Consider the following 16,704-nt stretch of genomic DNA (forward strand, 5'->3'; position numbering starts at 1 on the left):
GAACCGGTAACCTGTCCCGTGGTTTAACGCCCCAAGGCTTTGTCTGCCAGCATCTTGGGCGTGATGAACACCAGCATTTCACGCTTGTTGGTGGTTTTTGACTTTGACCTGAACAAAACCCCAATACCCGGCAGATCTCCAAAGAATGGGACTTTGGCCTCATTCTCTGTCAGGTCTTCCGTAAAAATGCCGCCGATTACAACGGTTCCACCATTTTCAACCAACACTTGTGTTTGAATATGTTTGGTATCTATCGCGAAGCCGGCAGGCGTAGACTGACCCACCGTATCCTTGGTCACATCCAACGCAAGAATAATATTCCCTTCGGGTGTGATTTGTGGTGTCACTTCCAATTTCAAGTTGGCCTTACGGAAAGCAATGGACGTTGCACCACTCGACGATGCAACTTGGTAAGGCAGTTCCGTACCCTGCTCAATTAAGGCCTTGATCTGGTCCGCAGTAACCACTCTGGGGCTCGATACGACTTTGCCTTTGCCATCCGCTTCCAAAGCAGAAATTTCAAGATTCAGGAAGGGATCGGCCGCAGCTCCAAATATGGACAAAGCAAACGTGCCGGGGTTAGAGAAACCCAGAGCCCCCGTAGAAGGCAGATTTACAAAATTGCCCGAAGTCGTGCCAGATGATCCGGCTGCATAACTAGAACCGATGGAGGCGTTGACAGAATTGCCACCACTCGACGTCCCAATTTCACCAGTACGCCCACCGCCACCCAATTTAACGCCGAGCGATTTACCAAAACTGTCAGAGGCCTCGACAATGCGCGCCTCAATCAAAACCTGCCGTACGGCAATGTCCAGCTTGGCCAACAACTGCTGAACCTGTTCCAACTTGCTGGGAATATCCGTCACAAACAATTGGTTCGTTCGAGGCTCCGCAATGACGCTACCACGCGCACTCAAAATACGCGCACTGGCAGCTGCACCGCTCCCACCCGCGTTCAGTTGAGCCGCAATTTCAGCCGCCTTGGCGTAATTGATCTGGAAAGACTGAGTGCGCAAAGGTTCTAGACTCTGAACCGCCGCTACAGACTCGAGATCCAGTTTTTCTTTCGCCGCAATTTCATCTTTGGGCGCAACCCACAAGACATTGCCACTCTTGCGCATTCCTAATCCCTTGGCTTGCAAAATAATATCCAAGGCTTGGTCCCATGGCACATCCTGCAAACGCAAAGTGACAGAACCCGATACAGAATCAGAAGTCACAATATTGAAGTTGGTGAAGTCGGCGATGACCTGGAGCAACGAGCGAACTTCAATATTCTGGAAATTCAAGGACAGTTTTTGTCCGTTGTAGCCCACCCCTTGAGTCAACTTCTTGGGGTCCGTCTTGACCTCCTTAACCTCAACTACAAACTGCTCATCACTTTGGTAGGCCGAATGCTCCCAAAGTCCCTTGGGTTCAATGACCATACGGACCCTATCACCCGTCTGAAAAGTAGTCACAGATTTCACTGGGGTGCCAAAATCCCCCACATCCAGTCGCCTACGCAAACCTTCCGGCAAAGAAGATTTCATGAACTCGACCACCAGCGTCTGCCCTTGCTGGCGAATATCGACGCCGACTTGGTTATTGGGCAAAGTCACGACAATCCGCCCCGCTCCATCCACTGTCCTACGGAAGTCCAAGTCCTTTAGCGGCATCGCGTCACGGCTACGATTTTCTGCAAAAGTGACTGCAGTCGGTGCGGGTGTAGAGCTAGGTGTTGTGGACTCAAGAGAGACCAACAATGACTTACCTTGAATTTCAGCTTTGTAGGCAGCGGGCTGTTTTAAATTCAGGACCACCCGGGTTCTCTCGCCCGCCTGCACCACGCTTACGGACTTCAGATTTCCCTGATTGATCTCTACCGTAGACCTTCCCATGGCATTTGCAACCCCAGGGAAATCAAGCGCAATACGCGCAGGAGCCTGAATGACAAATCCAGTTGGGAGAGCAGTCAATTGTTGTGAGAGGTCAATACGAATAACTTCGCTCCCCCCTTGCAATGACCCCGTAACAGCTTCAATCGAAGTCTGTGCCTGAACCGCCCCTCCCAGCAGAACGGCTCCCAAAATTATCACTTGTTGCCACATGCGTAGTCCCGCCCAATGGTTCTGCTTATTCATTTCGACTTCTCCTGCAACTGCAGCGTTGCAATGCGCTCAATCCATTCACCAACTGCATCCTGAACAATTTCACGCAGTGTCACTTCGGCTTCATTAATCTTGGTGACTTTGCCGTAATTCGGTCCCAAATAGTTGCCAAGCTTGACCTGATACAACAAGCCATCCACTCTTACCAAAGCAACTGGTTGTCCGGCCTTAATAATGCTGCCCACCAAACTCATGGTATCCAGTGGGAATGCCTCTAAAGGCTCTTTGCGACGCGCCAATTCAGGAGCAACCAAGGCGCCGTTGGAGGCGACCTGCGCGGAATCACGCTTCAAGGCTTGTGTCAGTTTCTGATTGCTAAATGGTTCTAACGTCGAAGCATTGGCATATGCCTCAGGTTTGAACTGTTTAGGCGCAGGTATAGGTGCCACTTTCGGTTTGGTTTGATTTCGCTCCTCGGCCATCCACTGTCGAATTTCATCTTCACTGGATGACCCGCACCCGGATAAAAATGCCGACAGCAGCAGAAGCAAATAGAGCGCCCTCATTTCTTGGCTCCCTTTGCGCCAGAAGCCTTGCGCTGCGCCGCGACTTCGTCTGAATCAAGATATCGAAAAGTCTTGGCAGTAGCATCGAGCGCCAGAGCGCCATCTGCTTTAGGCGTGATGGAAAGATTGTTCAGAGTCACGATGCGAGAAAGATTAGCGACATCCGAGGCGAAAGCTCCAATATCGTGGTACCGCCCGCTCACCTTCAAAGAAATGGGAAGCTCAGCGTAATACTCTTTTACTGCGATCTGACCAGGACGAAACAGATCAAATAGCAGGCTACGGCCCAGCCCTGCCTGATTAATGTCGGACAACAACGCGTCCATTTCCGCCTTACTGGGCAGTTGCTTTTCCAGTTGCGTCACGTATTGCTGCACTTGTTCCCGCTGTTTCTTCAGCACATCCAGATTGACCGCTTTGGTCAATTTAACTTTGTAATCATCTCGCAGCGTCAATTCCTTTGCCTGCTCCGTTTGCAGCACTTCTTGCGAACCACTGAGCCAAGCAAACCAGAGTGCAACCACTACGACCACGGAAGTCGCGAAGAACAAGGCGTATCTCGGCAATCCAGGCCAAGCAGAGGGATCCTTCGGGTCCAAATCTCTAAATTGGCTTACTAATCGCTCTTGGAGCGCGACAAAATCAATAGAGCTCGTTTTTGAGGTGGCCATACGTACTCTTGCTATTTCTTCCCATCGGCAGGGGCACTTGCTTTTAACGAAGGCACCGAAACCACTGCGGCGGAGGCCGCCGCGACCGCTTTCTCTGCTTCGCTGGATCTCACCAAACGAACGCGAATGTTGAAATTGGACGTACGCTTTTGCTCTTTCCCAATAGAAACCGTACCCGAAACAATTTCCACCAGCTCTGGCTTACTAAACCAAGGCGTGTTGTTCGCCAGATTGCGCAATAGTTCTGAGACCCGCTCATTGGACTGTGCAACGCCGCTGATGGTGACCAATTGATCCTGCTGTGCCATCTTGGAAATATAGACACCATCTGGCAATTGATTCACCAACTCTGTGAGCAAATGAACCGGCAGATTGCGGTCTGATTGCAAGTCTTCCACAGCCTGCTGCCTTGCGCGCAAAGCCGCAATCTCCGCTTCCAATCCGGCGATATCCTTGATCTGGCCTTCCAGCTTCTTGATCTCCGTCTCCAGAACTACATTTGTCCCCTGCTGTACAGAAATAGCCGCCTGGTACCACAAGAACACAGCACCCGCGATCAGTCCACCCAGCAGCGCGGAGGCACCCAACGAAACATTGAATACATCACGACGGCGTTTGCGCGCGGCTTCACGGTGCGGAAGTAGATTGATCAAGATCATTGAACAAACCTCCGCAGGGCCAAGCCACATGACGTCAAATAAGAAGGTGCTTCACGCGTCATTCTCTTGAGCCTTACACCATCCCCGATTTCCATCCCGTCAAATGGGTTGAGCAGGCTACAAGGGAACGTCGTGTGCTGGGTCACCGCGGCCGTGAGCCCAGGCAGAGCTGCCGATCCGCCCGCCAACATGATGTAGTCCACCTTGTTATGTGGGGTACTGGTGAAGAAAAACTGGAGCGCACGCCCAAGTTCCTGAACCATGGTTTCGATAAACGGCCGCAAAACTGCAGACTCGTAGTCTTCCGGCAGTTCGCCGCTGCGCTTTTTGCTCTCCGCTTCTTCTTGCGAAAAACCATACTGGCGCACGATCAGTTGCGTCAGTTGAGCGCCGCCGAAGGCTTGGTCGCGGTCATAAAGTACTTCATCGTCACGCAACACCTGCATGCTGGTGGTCAGCGCTCCGACTTCAAACAATGCCACGATGGCTCCAGAGCCCTTGTTCGGCAGATTCTCTATGAGCCGTCCCGCGGCCAGCCGGGATGCATAGGACTCCACATCCACGACCACAGGCGTCAACCCGGCAGCCTCTGCCAGCCCTTGAATATCTTGAACCTTTTCACGACGGGAGGCGGCAATCAGAACTTCTACATCACCCGCAGAGGTGGCACTGGGTCCAATGACACAAAAGTCGAGGCTCACCTCATCCAGAGGAAAGGGAATGTATTGATTGGCTTCCGTCTCAACCTGAACTTCAAGTTCTTGGTCAGACATACCACCAGGCAAAATGATTTTTTTGGTAATGACGGCCGAAGGCGGCAGGGCCATGGCCACATTTTTGGTTTTGGTGCCGCTCTTCTTGACAAGCCTGCGCAGCGCGTCAGCGACTTCGTCAAATTTCTCAATATTGCCGTCGGTGATCCACCCTCGCTCCAGCGGCTCAATTGCACAGCGTTCGAGCACCAGATTACCGGCCTTGTCATGGCCCAACTCCACCAGCTTGACGCTGGAGGAACTGATATCCAGTCCTAACATAGGTGCAGGCTGGCGACTAAAAAGCGACCCCAATGAGATCAAAACTATCCCCTCAAACAGACCGATCAAGCGCCGGTCAGACTTAAGAAATCACTTCAATGCTATCAGTAAGCTCCTTGTCCCGCAAAGGTTTTTCCTGTTTTAGTCTATCTCGAACGTTGCCAAAAGCAGACGGTTTTTGGGCGATATGTAAAACACCGCCATGGATTTGAATGGACGAATCATGAACCAGCAACAATGCAGGCGACACCATGGCGCCGCCCGCTTTCGGGTCATTTTTATAATGCCCGGGCGATCACTACCCAATTTCTATGCCCTCCAATACCGAAAAATCTGACTCCAAGGCGGGAGGCGCGCAGACGCCCATGCATTGGCTACTACGACTAGCGCTCTGGGCCGTCGGGCTGGCCGTCGCTGGGGCACTGTCTTTGGCCATGGCGATCGCACTGGCGTTGGCCGTGGCGTTTCCCAACTTGCCGGATATCTCCGATCTCTCGGATTACCGCCCCAAGCTGCCTTTGCGCGTGTTTTCTGCGGAAGGCGACCTACTGGGTGAGTTTGGTGAAGAACGGCGCAACCTGACGCCCATCAAGGAAATCCCCAAGGTCATGTCCAACGCCGTGCTGGCCATTGAAGACGCCCGCTTCTACCAGCACGGTGGAGTGGACTATGTAGGTGTTGTGCGCGCGGGCCTGGCCAACGTGGGCCGGGTCAAAAGCCAGGGCGCCTCCACCATCACCATGCAGGTGGCGCGCAACGTCTACCTGACTTCCGAGAAAACCTTTACCCGCAAGATTTACGAAATCCTGCTGACATTCAAGCTGGAACACATGTTGACCAAGGACCAGATCCTTGAGATCTACATGAACCAGATCTTTCTGGGCAACCGGGCCTATGGTTTTGCCGCCGCCTCGGAAGCGTATTTCGGCAAACCCCTGAAAGACGTCACTATCGCGGAAGCGGCCATGCTGGCCGGCCTGCCCAAAGCGCCATCTGCCTACAACCCGATCAGCAACCCCAAACGCGCCCGGTCGCGCCAGTTGTACATCATCGACCGCATGCGGGAAAACGGATTTATCACTGACGAGGAAGCGGAAGCGGCGAAGAAGGAAGAGCTCAAGGTCAAAAACGGTACCCACACAACCCAAGTGCATGCCGAGTACGCGACCGAAATGGTGCGCCAGCTCATGTACGCGCAGTACGGGGACGAAACCTACACCCGCGGACTGGACGTGCGAACCACCATCCGCAGTGCAGACCAGGACGCCGCTTACAAGGCCTTGCGCCGCGGCATCATGGACTTTGAGCGTCGCCAGATTTACCGGGGTCCCGAGAAATTCATCACGCTGCCCACCAATGCCCAAGAGGCGGAAGACGCGATTGACGAAGCATTGGACGAGCGCCCCGACAACGGCGACGTGATGTCCGCCGTGGTTCTGGAAGCCGACGCCAAGAAGATCAAGGCTGTACGGCAAAACGGCGAAACCGTTGAAATCACTGGCGATGGCCTCAAACCAGCGCAGTCTGGCTTGTCTGACAAAGCCCCTCCCAACATCAAGATCCGACGTGGCGCCGTGATCCGGGTTTCCAAAACCACCAAAGGAACCTGGGAAATCACCCAATTGCCTGAAGTGGAAGGTGCGTTTGTAGCGATCGACCCACGCGATGGTTCCATCAAGGCACTGGTGGGTGGTTTTGACTTTGCCAAAAACAAGTTCAACCACGTGACACAAGCCTGGCGCCAGCCGGGTTCCAGCTTCAAGCCTTTCATTTATTCTGCGGCGCTGGAAAAAGGCTTCACTCCCTCCACTGTGGTGAATGATGCCCCGCTGTTCTTTGATGCCGGCGTGACGGGCGGACAGCCGTGGGAACCGAAAAACTACGACGGTACCTTCGAAGGCCCAATGACCTTGCGCCGCGGCCTGGCCAAGTCCAAGAACATGATCTCCATCCAGATCCTGCAATCGATTGGCCCCCAATACGCACAAGACTGGATCACGCGGTTTGGTTTTGACGCCGACAAACACCCGCCCTACCTCACCATGGCGCTGGGCGCTGGCTCCGTAACTCCGATGCAGATGGCCACCGCGTATTCCGTGTTTGCCAACGGCGGTTACCGCGTCAACCCCTGGCTGGTGACCAAGGTGAGCGAGCAGCGCGGCAAGGTGTTGGTCGAAACAAAGGCTCCGGTACTGACGGACTCCGAGCCCGCCATTGACGCCCGCAATGCCTTCATGATGTCCAGCCTGCTGCAAGAGGTTACCCGTTCAGGTACGGCTGCGCGAGCGCAAGCCATCCTGAAGCGGCCGGACATTTATGGCAAGACCGGTACAACCAACGACTCCATGGACGCCTGGTTTGCCGGTTATCAGCAGACATTGACTGCGGTGACCTGGATTGGCTACGACACGCCGCACAAACTCGGCGACCGTGAAACCGGTGGCGGCTTGAGCTTGCCCGTGTGGATCAGCTTCATGGAAAGCGCACTCAAAAACGTACCTGTCTCTGAACCGTCCGCCCCCGAAGGGGTGGTGCGCGTGGGCGGTGAGTGGTATTACGACGAATTCGCCAAAGGTGGCGGAGTGACAGGCTTGGGACTGGATGAGCAACCGGAGGCGGCGACGTTGCCGCTACCACCAGCCGATGAAAAGAAAAAAATCCTGGATCTGTTCAAGAACTGATCCGGCTGCGCTTCAAGCCTGAAAGATCAACGCCATGCCCGCCTGGGTACTGGCGTTGCGTGTCAGCCCTTCAAAAAATTCGCCCTGGCCCTTGGTGTCCATCCATTGGTCCTGCACCCAGTGAAAGTGGTAACCGCCTGACTTGGCGGCCATCCACACTTCATGCAGCGGCTTTTGCAGGTTAATGATGATCTGCGTCTTGTTGGCGAAGGTCAGTGTCACCATACCGCCCATGCGCTGGTTGTCCACATCAGCGTCACTTTCGTCGTTGATATGGTCACAACAAGTTTCCACCGCTTTGAGCAAAGCCTCGGCGCGGTCCATGAATTCGGTATCGGTCATTACAATTTCACCATGTTGATTTCTAAGCAAATTCTAGTCAGGGCCTTTGTCCTTGCCATCTGTGTGCTGAATCTGGCCGCCTGTGGCCAGACCGGTGCACTCTACCTGCCTGCGAAAACCTCGCCCCAGTCCTCCTCTTCGGCGCCCACCACACCATGACTCTCCCCAGCCTGCCGGGCCATCCCCATATCCACTACCAGAACGGTCTGCTCCAAGTGGAAGACCAGAACCTGGATGCTTTGGCAACCGAATACGGCACACCGCTGTTCGTTTACTCCAAAGCCTCCATGCTGGCGGCCCTGGCGGCCTACCAGCGTGGCTTTGCCGGGCGCAACGCGCAGATTTGTTACGCCATGAAGGCCAACTCGTCCCTGGCCGTGCTGCAGGTCTTTGCCCGCGCAGGTTGTGGCTTTGACATCGTGTCCGGCGGAGAGCTGGAGCGGGTGTTGGCTGCAGGCGCGGATGTTTCCAAAGTCATTTTTTCCGGCGTGGGCAAGACCCGTACCGAGATGCAGCGCGCCCTCGAAGCTGGCATTGGCTGCTTCAACGTGGAGAGCGAAGCAGAAATTGAGGTGCTGAACACCGTGGCTGTGGCGCTGAACCTGCGCGCGCCCATCAGCATCCGCGTCAATCCCAATGTGGACCCCAAGACCCACCCCTACATCTCCACCGGGCTGAAGGGCAACAAGTTCGGCATCGCCCACGAACGCACGCTGGCCACCTACCAGCGCGCTGCCGCCCTGCCGGGCCTGCATGTAGTCGGTATTGACTGCCATATCGGCTCACAAATCACGCTGGAAGCGCCCTACCTGGATGCCATGGACCGCATGCTGGACCTGGTCGAATCCATCGAGGCTGCAGGCATCCCGATTGAGCACATCGATTTTGGTGGCGGCCTGGGCATCAACTATGCCGGTGACACCCCGCCCGCCGCGGATGCCCTGTGGGCCAAGCTGCTGGCCAAGCTGGACGCGCGCGGCTTTGGCCAACGCAAGCTGATGATCGAGCCCGGCCGCTCTCTGGTCGGCAATGCCGGCGTCTGTGTGACCGAGGTGCTCTACATGAAGCCCGGCGAACAGAAAAACTTCTGCATCGTGGACGCGGCCATGAACGATCTGCCCCGCCCGGCCATGTACCAGGCCTTCCACAACATTGTTCCGCTGAACGAAAGCCAGCAGGCCGGTAGCAGTGCAGACGTCTTTGACGTGGTGGGCCCGGTCTGTGAAAGCGGCGACTGGATCGGCCACGACCGTGCGCTGGCCGTGCAGGCGGGCGACCGCCTGGCGGTGCTGTCTGCGGGCGCCTATTGCATGAGCATGTCCAGCAACTACAACTCGCGCCCGCGTGCGGCCGAAGTACTGGTCGATGGCCCCCAGGCCCACCTGATCCGCGCCCGGGACACATTGGCAGACCAGCTGCGTGGCGAGAAATTGCTATAAATTAGATAGCTGCTTGCGCACTATCCACGGGGGGCGGAGTCAAATCCAAGTGCAACACAAGCTGAGTTTATTGGATGGAGTCAGGAGAGTGCTCAAGCTTGGCCAGCCACTGGCCGTACACCTCCAGCGGAGTCAACCAGCCCAGCGTCTTGCGAGGCCGTCCATTCATCAAGTCAGCAATCCCGTCGAGTTGCTCCTGGCTGTAACCCGACAGGTCTGTCCCCTTTGGCAGGAACTGTCGTACCAAACCGTTGGTGTTCTCATTGGTGCCACGCTGCCAAGGACTGTGCGGATCACAGAAATACACGGCAACCCCGGTGTTGGCTGTCAATTGCGCATGGTGAGCCATCTCACGCCCCCGGTCATAAGTCAGTGTTTGGCGCATAGGCTTGGCAATACCGTTGAGCTTGTCCGTAAACGCTTGCAGCACGTGGGCTGCAGTGGCTGGGTTGGGATGCGGCAGCTTTACCAACATCAGGAGCCGGGTGCTGCGCTCTACCAGGGTGCCCACAGCACTGAGGTTGCCTGCTCCTTTGATCAAGTCACCTTCCCAGTGACCAGGGAACAGTCGATCCTCAACCTGCGGGGGACGTACATGGATGCTCAAGAGATCAGCGATCTGACCGCGGCGGTCTTCGCCACGTGAACGGGGCCAGCGCTTGGTGCGGGCCAGACGCAAACAGGCAATGAGCTCGCGGCGCAGCTCACCCCGGGGTTGGGCGTAGATGACGTTGTAGATGGTTTCGTGAGAGACGCGTTGGTGCGCCTCATGCGGATGCAGTGTAGCTAGGCGAGAGGCAATTTGCTGGGGTGACCAACGCAGTTGCAATAAGGCGTGCACAGAGGCGAAGAGGGCATTGCCCGCCACCAGCTTCGGGGGCGGTCTGCTGTGGCGACGCCTGCGCACAAAGCGCTGTTGTGCGAATCGGCAACTATAGGCACCAGCACCGCTGTTTCGGTTGATCTCACGACTCACCGTGGAGGGGGCACGACCCAGTACTCGGGCTACCGCCCGGATACTCAATCCGAGCTCAAGGCATACAGCAATGGTCTGGCGCTCTTTGTAATCGAGCTGTTTGTACTCTTGGTTCAGTTTCATGGACACACCTTATTGAAGTTTCAATCGGTGTGTTGCACTTCACTTTTGAGCGAGCCGGGGCTAAAGCCTCTTTTTGCTTGAATATTTCCAGATACGCCAGCCCAGCAGCGTGCCGATGATGGCGGCATAGACCGCCACTTCAGCAAAGTTGCGCTTGCCCGCACGCATCCAGAAGAAGTGCAGCAAAGCCAGCCCCGCCACCGCGTACACCAGCCGGTGCAAGGCCTGCCAGCGCCTCGCACCCAGTGCGCGTATCGCCCGGTTGAACGACGTGGCAGCCAGCGGCGTCAACAGCACAAAAGCCAGAAAACCCACCAGGATGAACGGGCGTTTGGCGATGTCGTTGGCAATGTCCTCCACCACCAGCCCCATGTCGAACCAGCTGTAGGCCAGCAGGTGCAGGCACACATAGAAATAAACGAAGAGCCCCACCATGCGGCGCAGGCGCGCCAGCGCTGTAAGCCCTGACATCACCCGCAAGGGCGTGACCGCCAGCACCAGGCACAACATCCGCAGCGTCCAGTCGCCGGTGGCGCGCACCAGAGCTTCCTGCGGGTTGGCGCCGAGCTGGTCTGCGAATGCGGCATAGACCAGCCAGACAAAAGGCAACAGCCCGAGCGTCAAAGTGACCGGCTTGGCCCAGGCGGTACTCAGACCGCGGTTGATTTCCTGGCGCACAGCGGATCAGTAGAACTTCTTCAGGTCCATGCCCGCGTACAACTGGCCGACCTGCGCCTCGTACCCGTTGAACATCAGCGTCTTGCGTTTCTTGGCAAACAGGCCGTCTTCACCAATGCGCCGCTCAGTGGCCTGGCTCCAGCGCGGGTGGTCCACATTCGGATTCACATTGGAATAAAACCCGTATTCATTGGCGGCCGCCTTGTTCCAGGCGGTGGCGGGTGCCTTGTCGGTAAAACGAATCTTGACAATGCTCTTGCCACTCTTGAAGCCGTACTTCCATGGCACCACCAGCCGCACCGGCGCGCCATTCTGTTTGGGCAAAACCTCGCCATACATGCCAAAACTCAGCAGGGTCAGCGGGTGCATGGCCTCGTCCAGCCGCAGGCCCTCTACATAGGGCCAGTCCAGAATACGTGAGCCGACAAAAGGCATGGTCTTCGGGTCTGCCAGGGTCACAAACTCCACAAACTTGGCACTGCCCAAGGGTTCGACTTTTTTGATTAGTTCGCCCAGTGAATACCCTACCCATGGAATCACCATGGACCAACCCTCCACACAACGCAGGCGGTAAATGCGCTCTTCCATGGGGCTGAGCTTGAGCAGGTCTTCCAGTGCCCACTTACCGGGCTTTTTGACCATGCCCTCAATCTCCACGGTCCACGGGCTGGTCTTGAGGGTGTGGGCGTTGACTGCCGGGTCGGCTTTGTCGGTGCCGAACTCGTAGTAATTGTTATAGGTGCTGGCGTCTTTGTAGGCGGTGGGTTTTTCCATGGTGTTGGCACCATCCACCGTGCTGGCCTTTGTATTCAGAACAGGCAATTTGCCGGGCCGCGCGACCGCAGCACCCGGCGCTTGCGCCATGGCCTGGCGCCCGGCCCAAGACGCCATGGCAGCCCCGGCCGCACCGGTGGCCATGACTTTGAGCAGATCGCGGCGCCCTTCATAGGTCTGACGCGCAGTGATGTCACTGGCCAGGGGGTGATTGAAGCCGTCGCGCTGGGTTTTGATCAACATGGGTACATCCTCTTTCGTTGTTGGTCGTTGGAGGACGACCGTTCTTACAAGGTTCCGTAACTATGCAGTCCGCTCAGGAACATATTGACACCAATAAAGGCAAAAGTGGTGACCGCCAGCCCCACCAGGGCCCACCAAGCCGCCACGGTCCCGCGCAAACCCTTCATCAGGCGCATATGCAGCCAAGCCGCGTAGTTGAGCCAGACGATCAACGCCCAGGTTTCCTTGGGGTCCCAGCTCCAGTAGCCGCCCCAGGCTTCGGCGGCCCACAGGGCCCCCAGCACAGTGGCAATGGTGAAGAAGGCAAAGCCCACGGCGATGGACTTGTACATCACATCGTCCAGCACCTCAAAGCTGGGCAGACGCGCAGCCAGGCGCTTGCGGCCAAACACAATGCTGGCCACGATCAGCGCCGAAATGCCAAAGTACACCGCCCAGTAGTTGCTCATGCCCAACACGGCTGATTGGCGGAACACCACCGGCTCAAAACACAGCACCACGCCCAGCAGCCACAGCGGCGCCAGTTTGTACCAGCGCGTCTCGCCGGCCTGCTGTTTGATCAGGTAAGCAAACGCCACCATGGCCGACAGTGCAAACGTGCCGTACCCAATAAAGTTGGCGGGCACATGCAGCTTCATCCACCAGCTCTTGAGAGCAGGAACCAGCGGCTGGATTTCATGCGCCTGGCGCACCAGCGTGTACCAGAGCAAAAAGCCCACGGCCGCGCTCACCACCAGCATGACGAAGGCACCCAGCGTGCGTGTCTGGTACTGGGCTTCAAAGTACAGATAAAAGGCGGCAGTCATCCAGCAAAACAGCACGAACACTTCGTACAAATTGCTCACAGGGATATGGCCGATGTCTGCCCCCAGCAAATAACTTTCGTACCAGCGCACCATGGTGCCGGTCAGGGCCAGTGTCACCGCCACCCACAACAGGCGCGAGGCGATCAGCTCCATGCCATCAGCGCGGCCCTTGGCAAACATGCCTATCCAGTAGAACGCCGTACTCATGAAAAACAGCATGCTCATCCACAGGATGGCCGACTGGCTGGAAATGAAATACTTGAGCCAAAACACCGTCTCGGCCCGAGCCAAATCACCTTGGTACAAGGCAATGCCGGACAGAGAAAGGCCGGCCACCGCCAGCATGAGCACCCGCAATGGGCGCCAGAACCAGCCAAGTGCAATAGCGCTGGGAATGGAGCCCAGCAAGATGCCCTTTTCGTACCCGTCCATGGCGCCGTGGTAGAGCGAGAAAGCGGTGATCCCGCCGGCCACCACGATGACTGCGAACAACCAGTCCAACCAGTCGCGTTTGGCAAAGTAGCCTTCGTTGAGGGTCAGGCTCTGGGTCACGGCGGGTTTCATCGATACGGTTGTCATGGGTTTACTCCTTCAGTCCGAGCAAGCGGGACTTCAGCTGTTCAAATTCGCGGTCACCATCCATGGTTTTCCGGTTGGTCGACAAGGCCATCGTAGCCTCGCAGGTGCTGTCTGGGCCCGCACCTGCGGATGTATTGGGCGTGAACCATATCCACAAACGTCTCTCACGGATATAAAGCATGGCAAATACCCCCAGAATCAGCAGGGCACATCCCAGATAGACCACGTTTTTGCCCGGCGCGCGCGCCACTTGGAACACACTGGCCTGCACATGGGTGAAGTTGGTCAACTGCAAGGCCACCGGGGCAGGATACAGCGGCGCATCACTGAGCGCCAGCACCGCCTGGGTCATGAAGGCCTGGCTCTTGTCATCCGCTTCCATGGGTTTCAGGCCCACCTGCTCGCGCGCCACCTGGGCCAGCTCAAACAAGACGCCGTTGAGTATGCGCACCAGTACTTCACCCGCCTTGTTGCGCTCAGCTTCCGGCACATTGGCTTCAATAAAATCTGCGACAGACTGCAGACCAGCCATGGGTTTGCCATCTGGCCCTGTACCCGCGCCTGCAAACAAGGCCAGCGCACGCGCCGCAGAGGCGGCCAGTTGCTGGGCTAGCTCAGGACGCTGGGAATCCACCGCCTTGCCCGCGTAACGTGCAATGGCACGCTCACGCATGCGCGGGTCTGCCAGCGCAGCGCGCAAACGCAAAAATTCATCCATGGAACTTTGGGCATCTGCGGGAATGCGCAGGTAACGGAAAGGTTCTGCAGGCGACTCGCGCATGCCCAGCAAGAACACCGGGACACCCTCGCCCATGTCCACCGGCAGCATGTAGTTGTTGAACTCCTTGGCTTGCCCTGCGGCATCGCGCAGTTTGTAGCCCACGCTGGGGCCTACATTGCGCAGGTCTTTATGGGTCGTTGTTTTGTTCGCCGCCCCGAGACTGGCATCGACGGCAGCGCGCAGATCAACTTTGCGGACGTCCGTACCCGAGGCCGCTTCACCGGCAAAATTCTCCACATTGATGACCCGCAGGCTGGTGTACTCCACCGTGAGCGGGGCCGCATCCTGGCTCTTGCTGCGCACCAGGGTGGACGACCCGCCCACCACACCCTCCAGATCAAACGGCTTGGCCACACCGTCCATGGGAACGGCACGCAGGCTGACGCTGGAGCCTCCATCGTCAAAACTCGACTGGTAGATCTCGATGCCGCGGTGGTTGGCAGGGTGATTGACCTCCACGCGGGCAGGAATCTTCTCGCCCGTCTCCTTGTCGTGGATCACGATGTCACTCGCAAACAGCTTGGGCATGCCGGTAGAGTAGTACTCCACCACAAACTTCTTGAGCTCCACCGCAAAGGGCAAGTCCTGCAACAGGATGCCATCGGACTGATTCAGGATGGCCGTGCTGGACTGCGTGCCTTCGGCCACCATCAGGTTGCCACGGAACGTCGGATTGCGTTCACTCAGACGGTGCTGGGGCGCAACATCGGCAATCATGCCGCCACCGTTATAGGTTGTCTTGCCGTTGAACAGCATCTGCGCCCGCACAATCAGGTCCCCATCGAGCAATCCGCCCAGGCACACCAGCACAATGGCACTGTGTGCGGCGATGTAGCCAATCTTGTTGGCGGCGCCCGCTTTGGCGGCCAGCATCCAACCCGTTCCGGCAGCGGTTTCGCGTTGCTGCAGCTTGACCTTCCAGCCTCCGGTGGCCAGCAATTGCCCAAGGCGTTGCGCCGCACTCTCGGCAGAGCCATCCACCACGGCCTGTGCGCGGTGTCCAAATGCTTTCAGGCTTTGCTCGCGGATATTTTCTTTGTACGACCGCAGATCGGCAAAAATCTTGGGTGTATTGCGCGCAACACACAGGGATGTGCTGATCACCAGAAATCCCAGGATCGCCAGAAACCACCATGCGCTGTACACGTTGTACAGGCTAGCCGCTGCAAAAACGTCGGTCCAGAAAGGGCCAAACTGGTTCACATAGTTGTTCAGCGGCTCATGCTGCTTGAGCACCGTGCCGATCACCGATGCGATGCAGATCACTGTCAACAGCGAAATGGAAAAGCGCATGGAGGACAGCAATTCCACGGCCGCTCGCGCAGCACGCGAGCCGGACTTCAATTCAAGGCCTTGGGTGGAAACGGTCATGGGCAGATGCAGCAGAACTCAAAAGAAAAAAGGGCAGGTCCTCGGTTGATGGACCCGCCCGGTTAGGCTTGGTAAGCGCCATTTGGTTCCCTGCGGAACCCCATGGAATGCAGCAGGCTTAGCGCAAACCTGCGATGTAATCTGCCACCGCCTTGATTTCACGGTCATTCATCTTGGCAGCCACCTGCGTCATCTGCAGGCTGTTCTTGCGAATGCCGTCGCGGAATGCGACCAGCTGTGCAACGCCATATTCAGCATGCTGGCCACTCAGACGGGGGTATTGCGAAGGAAGGCCAGCACCGTTGGGGCTATGGCAACCAGCACAGGCGGGCACCTGGCGGTCCGAAATACCGCCGCGGTAAATGCGCTCACCCAACGTCACGAGTTCTTTATCTTTAGCGAATCCAGGCTTGGCTTTCTTGGAAGTCACCCAGAAAGCAATATTCTTCATGTCTTCGTCAGACAGTGCGGAGGCAAAGCCCTTCATGACAGCGTTGCTGCGTTTGCCGGATTTGAATTCCTGCAGTTGCTTGACCAGGTACTCCGGGTGTTGTTGCGCCAGCTTGGGGTAAGCCGGGGTTCCGGAGTTGCCGTCCGCGCCGTGGCAAGCCGCACACACAGCGCCATAACTGGCTTCGCCCTTGACCAGATCCGGCTTGGCAACCTTGGCAGGCGCAGCAGCTTCTGGTTTGGCGTCTGACGCCACGGCGGAAAACGATGACACTGCAATGAGAGCAGCGGCGAGCAAGGGGGCGATCAACTTCATAGGAGTCTTGTGTCTGGTGAGCAAAACAGCTCCATTCTACAATGGAGCTCCGGGTTTACCTTCCAAATTAATGACTACCAATACAAACCCAAGCGCTGAATCCTCCAAGGGGACGGCACCGG

15 protein-coding genes are annotated in these 16,704 nt (G+C 56.8%); 3 read left to right on the forward strand and 12 right to left on the reverse strand.

Annotation, left to right across the window (positions count from 1 at the left end):
- Positions 1-23: 23 nt before the first annotated feature.
- From RS694_RS16335 to RS694_RS16355, 5 genes are read right to left on the reverse strand one after another with little or no spacing between them, the layout of a single operon-like run.
- Positions 24-2,126, reverse strand: coding sequence for a type IV pilus secretin PilQ (locus RS694_RS16335; RefSeq protein ID WP_029707350.1), 2,103 nt, complete (start codon positions 2,124-2,126; stop codon positions 24-26).
- The gene (locus RS694_RS16340) at positions 2,123-2,659 is read right to left on the reverse strand and encodes a pilus assembly protein PilP (protein ID WP_029707349.1); all 537 of its coding nucleotides are present in this window, start codon (positions 2,657-2,659) and stop codon (positions 2,123-2,125) included. Before RS694_RS16340 ends, RS694_RS16335 begins: the two co-directional genes overlap by 4 nt.
- Positions 2,656-3,330 carry a type IV pilus inner membrane component PilO gene (locus RS694_RS16345; RefSeq protein WP_029707348.1) on the reverse strand — a complete coding sequence of 225 codons (675 nt, stop codon included), beginning with the start codon at positions 3,328-3,330 and terminating at the stop codon, positions 2,656-2,658. The genes RS694_RS16340 and RS694_RS16345 overlap by 4 nt, the downstream gene beginning before the upstream one ends.
- 11 nt (positions 3,331-3,341) lie before the next feature.
- Entirely contained in the window at positions 3,342-3,989 is a 648-nt protein-coding gene (locus tag RS694_RS16350; RefSeq protein WP_029707347.1) for a PilN domain-containing protein, read from the reverse strand.
- Complete coding sequence (locus RS694_RS16355; protein ID WP_029707346.1) at positions 3,986-5,065, reverse strand: pilus assembly protein PilM; 1,080 nt, start codon at positions 5,063-5,065, stop codon at positions 3,986-3,988. Before RS694_RS16355 ends, RS694_RS16350 begins: the two co-directional genes overlap by 4 nt.
- A 269-nt stretch (positions 5,066-5,334) precedes the next feature.
- Here RS694_RS16355 and RS694_RS16360 point away from each other — a divergent pair, with 269 nt between their 5' ends.
- On the forward strand, positions 5,335-7,704 hold the full coding sequence (locus RS694_RS16360) for a penicillin-binding protein 1A (RefSeq protein WP_051391848.1): 2,370 nt from the start codon (positions 5,335-5,337) through the stop codon (positions 7,702-7,704).
- Between the two features lie 12 nt (positions 7,705-7,716).
- Here the strand turns inward: RS694_RS16360 and cyaY are convergent, their stop codons facing one another.
- Positions 7,717-8,046, reverse strand: a complete 330-nt coding sequence (cyaY, locus tag RS694_RS16365) for an iron donor protein CyaY (protein ID WP_029707344.1) — start codon at positions 8,044-8,046, stop codon at positions 7,717-7,719.
- Positions 8,047-8,058: 12 nt separating this feature from the next.
- Here cyaY and lptM point away from each other — a divergent pair, with 12 nt between their 5' ends.
- The gene (gene lptM, locus RS694_RS20545) at positions 8,059-8,205 is read left to right on the forward strand and encodes an LPS translocon maturation chaperone LptM (protein ID WP_152528811.1); all 147 of its coding nucleotides are present in this window, start codon (positions 8,059-8,061) and stop codon (positions 8,203-8,205) included.
- Entirely contained in the window at positions 8,202-9,485 is a 1,284-nt protein-coding gene (gene lysA, locus RS694_RS16375; RefSeq protein ID WP_029707342.1) for a diaminopimelate decarboxylase, read from the forward strand. Before lptM ends, lysA begins: the two co-directional genes overlap by 4 nt.
- A gap of 67 nt (positions 9,486-9,552) precedes the next feature.
- On the opposite strand, the gene RS694_RS16380 is transcribed toward lysA, so the two are convergent.
- The 6 genes from RS694_RS16380 to RS694_RS16405 form a co-directional block, all read right to left on the reverse strand.
- A complete protein-coding gene (locus RS694_RS16380; protein WP_029705989.1) occupies positions 9,553-10,584 on the reverse strand; it encodes an IS30 family transposase in 1,032 nt (343 codons plus the stop codon).
- 60 nt (positions 10,585-10,644) lie between these two features.
- Positions 10,645-11,250: a protein-methionine-sulfoxide reductase heme-binding subunit MsrQ gene (locus tag RS694_RS16385; protein ID WP_029708399.1), complete on the reverse strand. Its 606-nt coding sequence runs from the start codon at positions 11,248-11,250 to the stop codon at positions 10,645-10,647.
- 18 nt (positions 11,251-11,268) lie between these two features.
- Positions 11,269-12,279 (reverse strand): protein-methionine-sulfoxide reductase catalytic subunit MsrP, encoded by a 1,011-nt coding sequence (gene msrP, locus RS694_RS16390; protein ID WP_029708400.1) that lies wholly within the window; start codon positions 12,277-12,279, stop codon positions 11,269-11,271.
- A 44-nt stretch (positions 12,280-12,323) separates the two neighbouring features.
- Entirely contained in the window at positions 12,324-13,664 is a 1,341-nt protein-coding gene (gene ccsB / locus RS694_RS16395) for a c-type cytochrome biogenesis protein CcsB (protein WP_420805945.1), read from the reverse strand.
- A 4-nt stretch (positions 13,665-13,668) separates the two neighbouring features.
- Complete coding sequence (locus RS694_RS16400) at positions 13,669-15,816, reverse strand: cytochrome c biogenesis protein ResB (protein WP_029708402.1); 2,148 nt, start codon at positions 15,814-15,816, stop codon at positions 13,669-13,671.
- A gap of 118 nt (positions 15,817-15,934) precedes the next feature.
- Positions 15,935-16,582 (reverse strand): c-type cytochrome, encoded by a 648-nt coding sequence (locus RS694_RS16405; RefSeq protein ID WP_029708403.1) that lies wholly within the window; start codon positions 16,580-16,582, stop codon positions 15,935-15,937.
- Between the last annotated feature and the right edge of the window lie 122 nt (positions 16,583-16,704).

The sequence above is a fragment of the Rhodoferax saidenbachensis genome (assembly GCF_001955715.1).
In the GTDB taxonomy this organism is placed as follows: Bacteria; Pseudomonadota; Gammaproteobacteria; order Burkholderiales; family Burkholderiaceae_C; genus Allorhodoferax; species Allorhodoferax saidenbachensis.

What these genes read in the sequence shown, in the direction of transcription:
- RS694_RS16340 (WP_029707349.1), bottom strand. Translation starts at nt 2,659, where the DNA reads ATGAGGGCGCTCTATTTGCTTCTGCTGCTGTCGGCATTTTTATCCGGG.
- RS694_RS16360 (WP_051391848.1), top strand. Translation starts at nt 5,335, where the DNA reads ATGCCCTCCAATACCGAAAAATCTGACTCCAAGGCGGGAGGCGCGCAG.
- lysA (WP_029707342.1), top strand. Translation starts at nt 8,202, where the DNA reads ATGACTCTCCCCAGCCTGCCGGGCCATCCCCATATCCACTACCAGAAC.
- ccsB (WP_420805945.1), bottom strand. Translation starts at nt 13,664, where the DNA reads ATGACAACCGTATCGATGAAACCCGCCGTGACCCAGAGCCTGACCCTC.
- RS694_RS16380 (WP_029705989.1), bottom strand. Translation starts at nt 10,584, where the DNA reads ATGAAACTGAACCAAGAGTACAAACAGCTCGATTACAAAGAGCGCCAG.
- RS694_RS16400 (WP_029708402.1), bottom strand. Translation starts at nt 15,816, where the DNA reads ATGACCGTTTCCACCCAAGGCCTTGAATTGAAGTCCGGCTCGCGTGCT.
- RS694_RS16350 (WP_029707347.1), bottom strand. Translation starts at nt 3,989, where the DNA reads ATGATCTTGATCAATCTACTTCCGCACCGTGAAGCCGCGCGCAAACGC.
- RS694_RS16345 (WP_029707348.1), bottom strand. Translation starts at nt 3,330, where the DNA reads ATGGCCACCTCAAAAACGAGCTCTATTGATTTTGTCGCGCTCCAAGAG.
- msrP (WP_029708400.1), bottom strand. Translation starts at nt 12,279, where the DNA reads ATGTTGATCAAAACCCAGCGCGACGGCTTCAATCACCCCCTGGCCAGT.
- RS694_RS16335 (WP_029707350.1), bottom strand. Translation starts at nt 2,126, where the DNA reads ATGAATAAGCAGAACCATTGGGCGGGACTACGCATGTGGCAACAAGTG.
- lptM (WP_152528811.1), top strand. Translation starts at nt 8,059, where the DNA reads ATGTTGATTTCTAAGCAAATTCTAGTCAGGGCCTTTGTCCTTGCCATC.
- RS694_RS16405 (WP_029708403.1), bottom strand. Translation starts at nt 16,582, where the DNA reads ATGAAGTTGATCGCCCCCTTGCTCGCCGCTGCTCTCATTGCAGTGTCA.
- cyaY (WP_029707344.1), bottom strand. Translation starts at nt 8,046, where the DNA reads ATGACCGATACCGAATTCATGGACCGCGCCGAGGCTTTGCTCAAAGCG.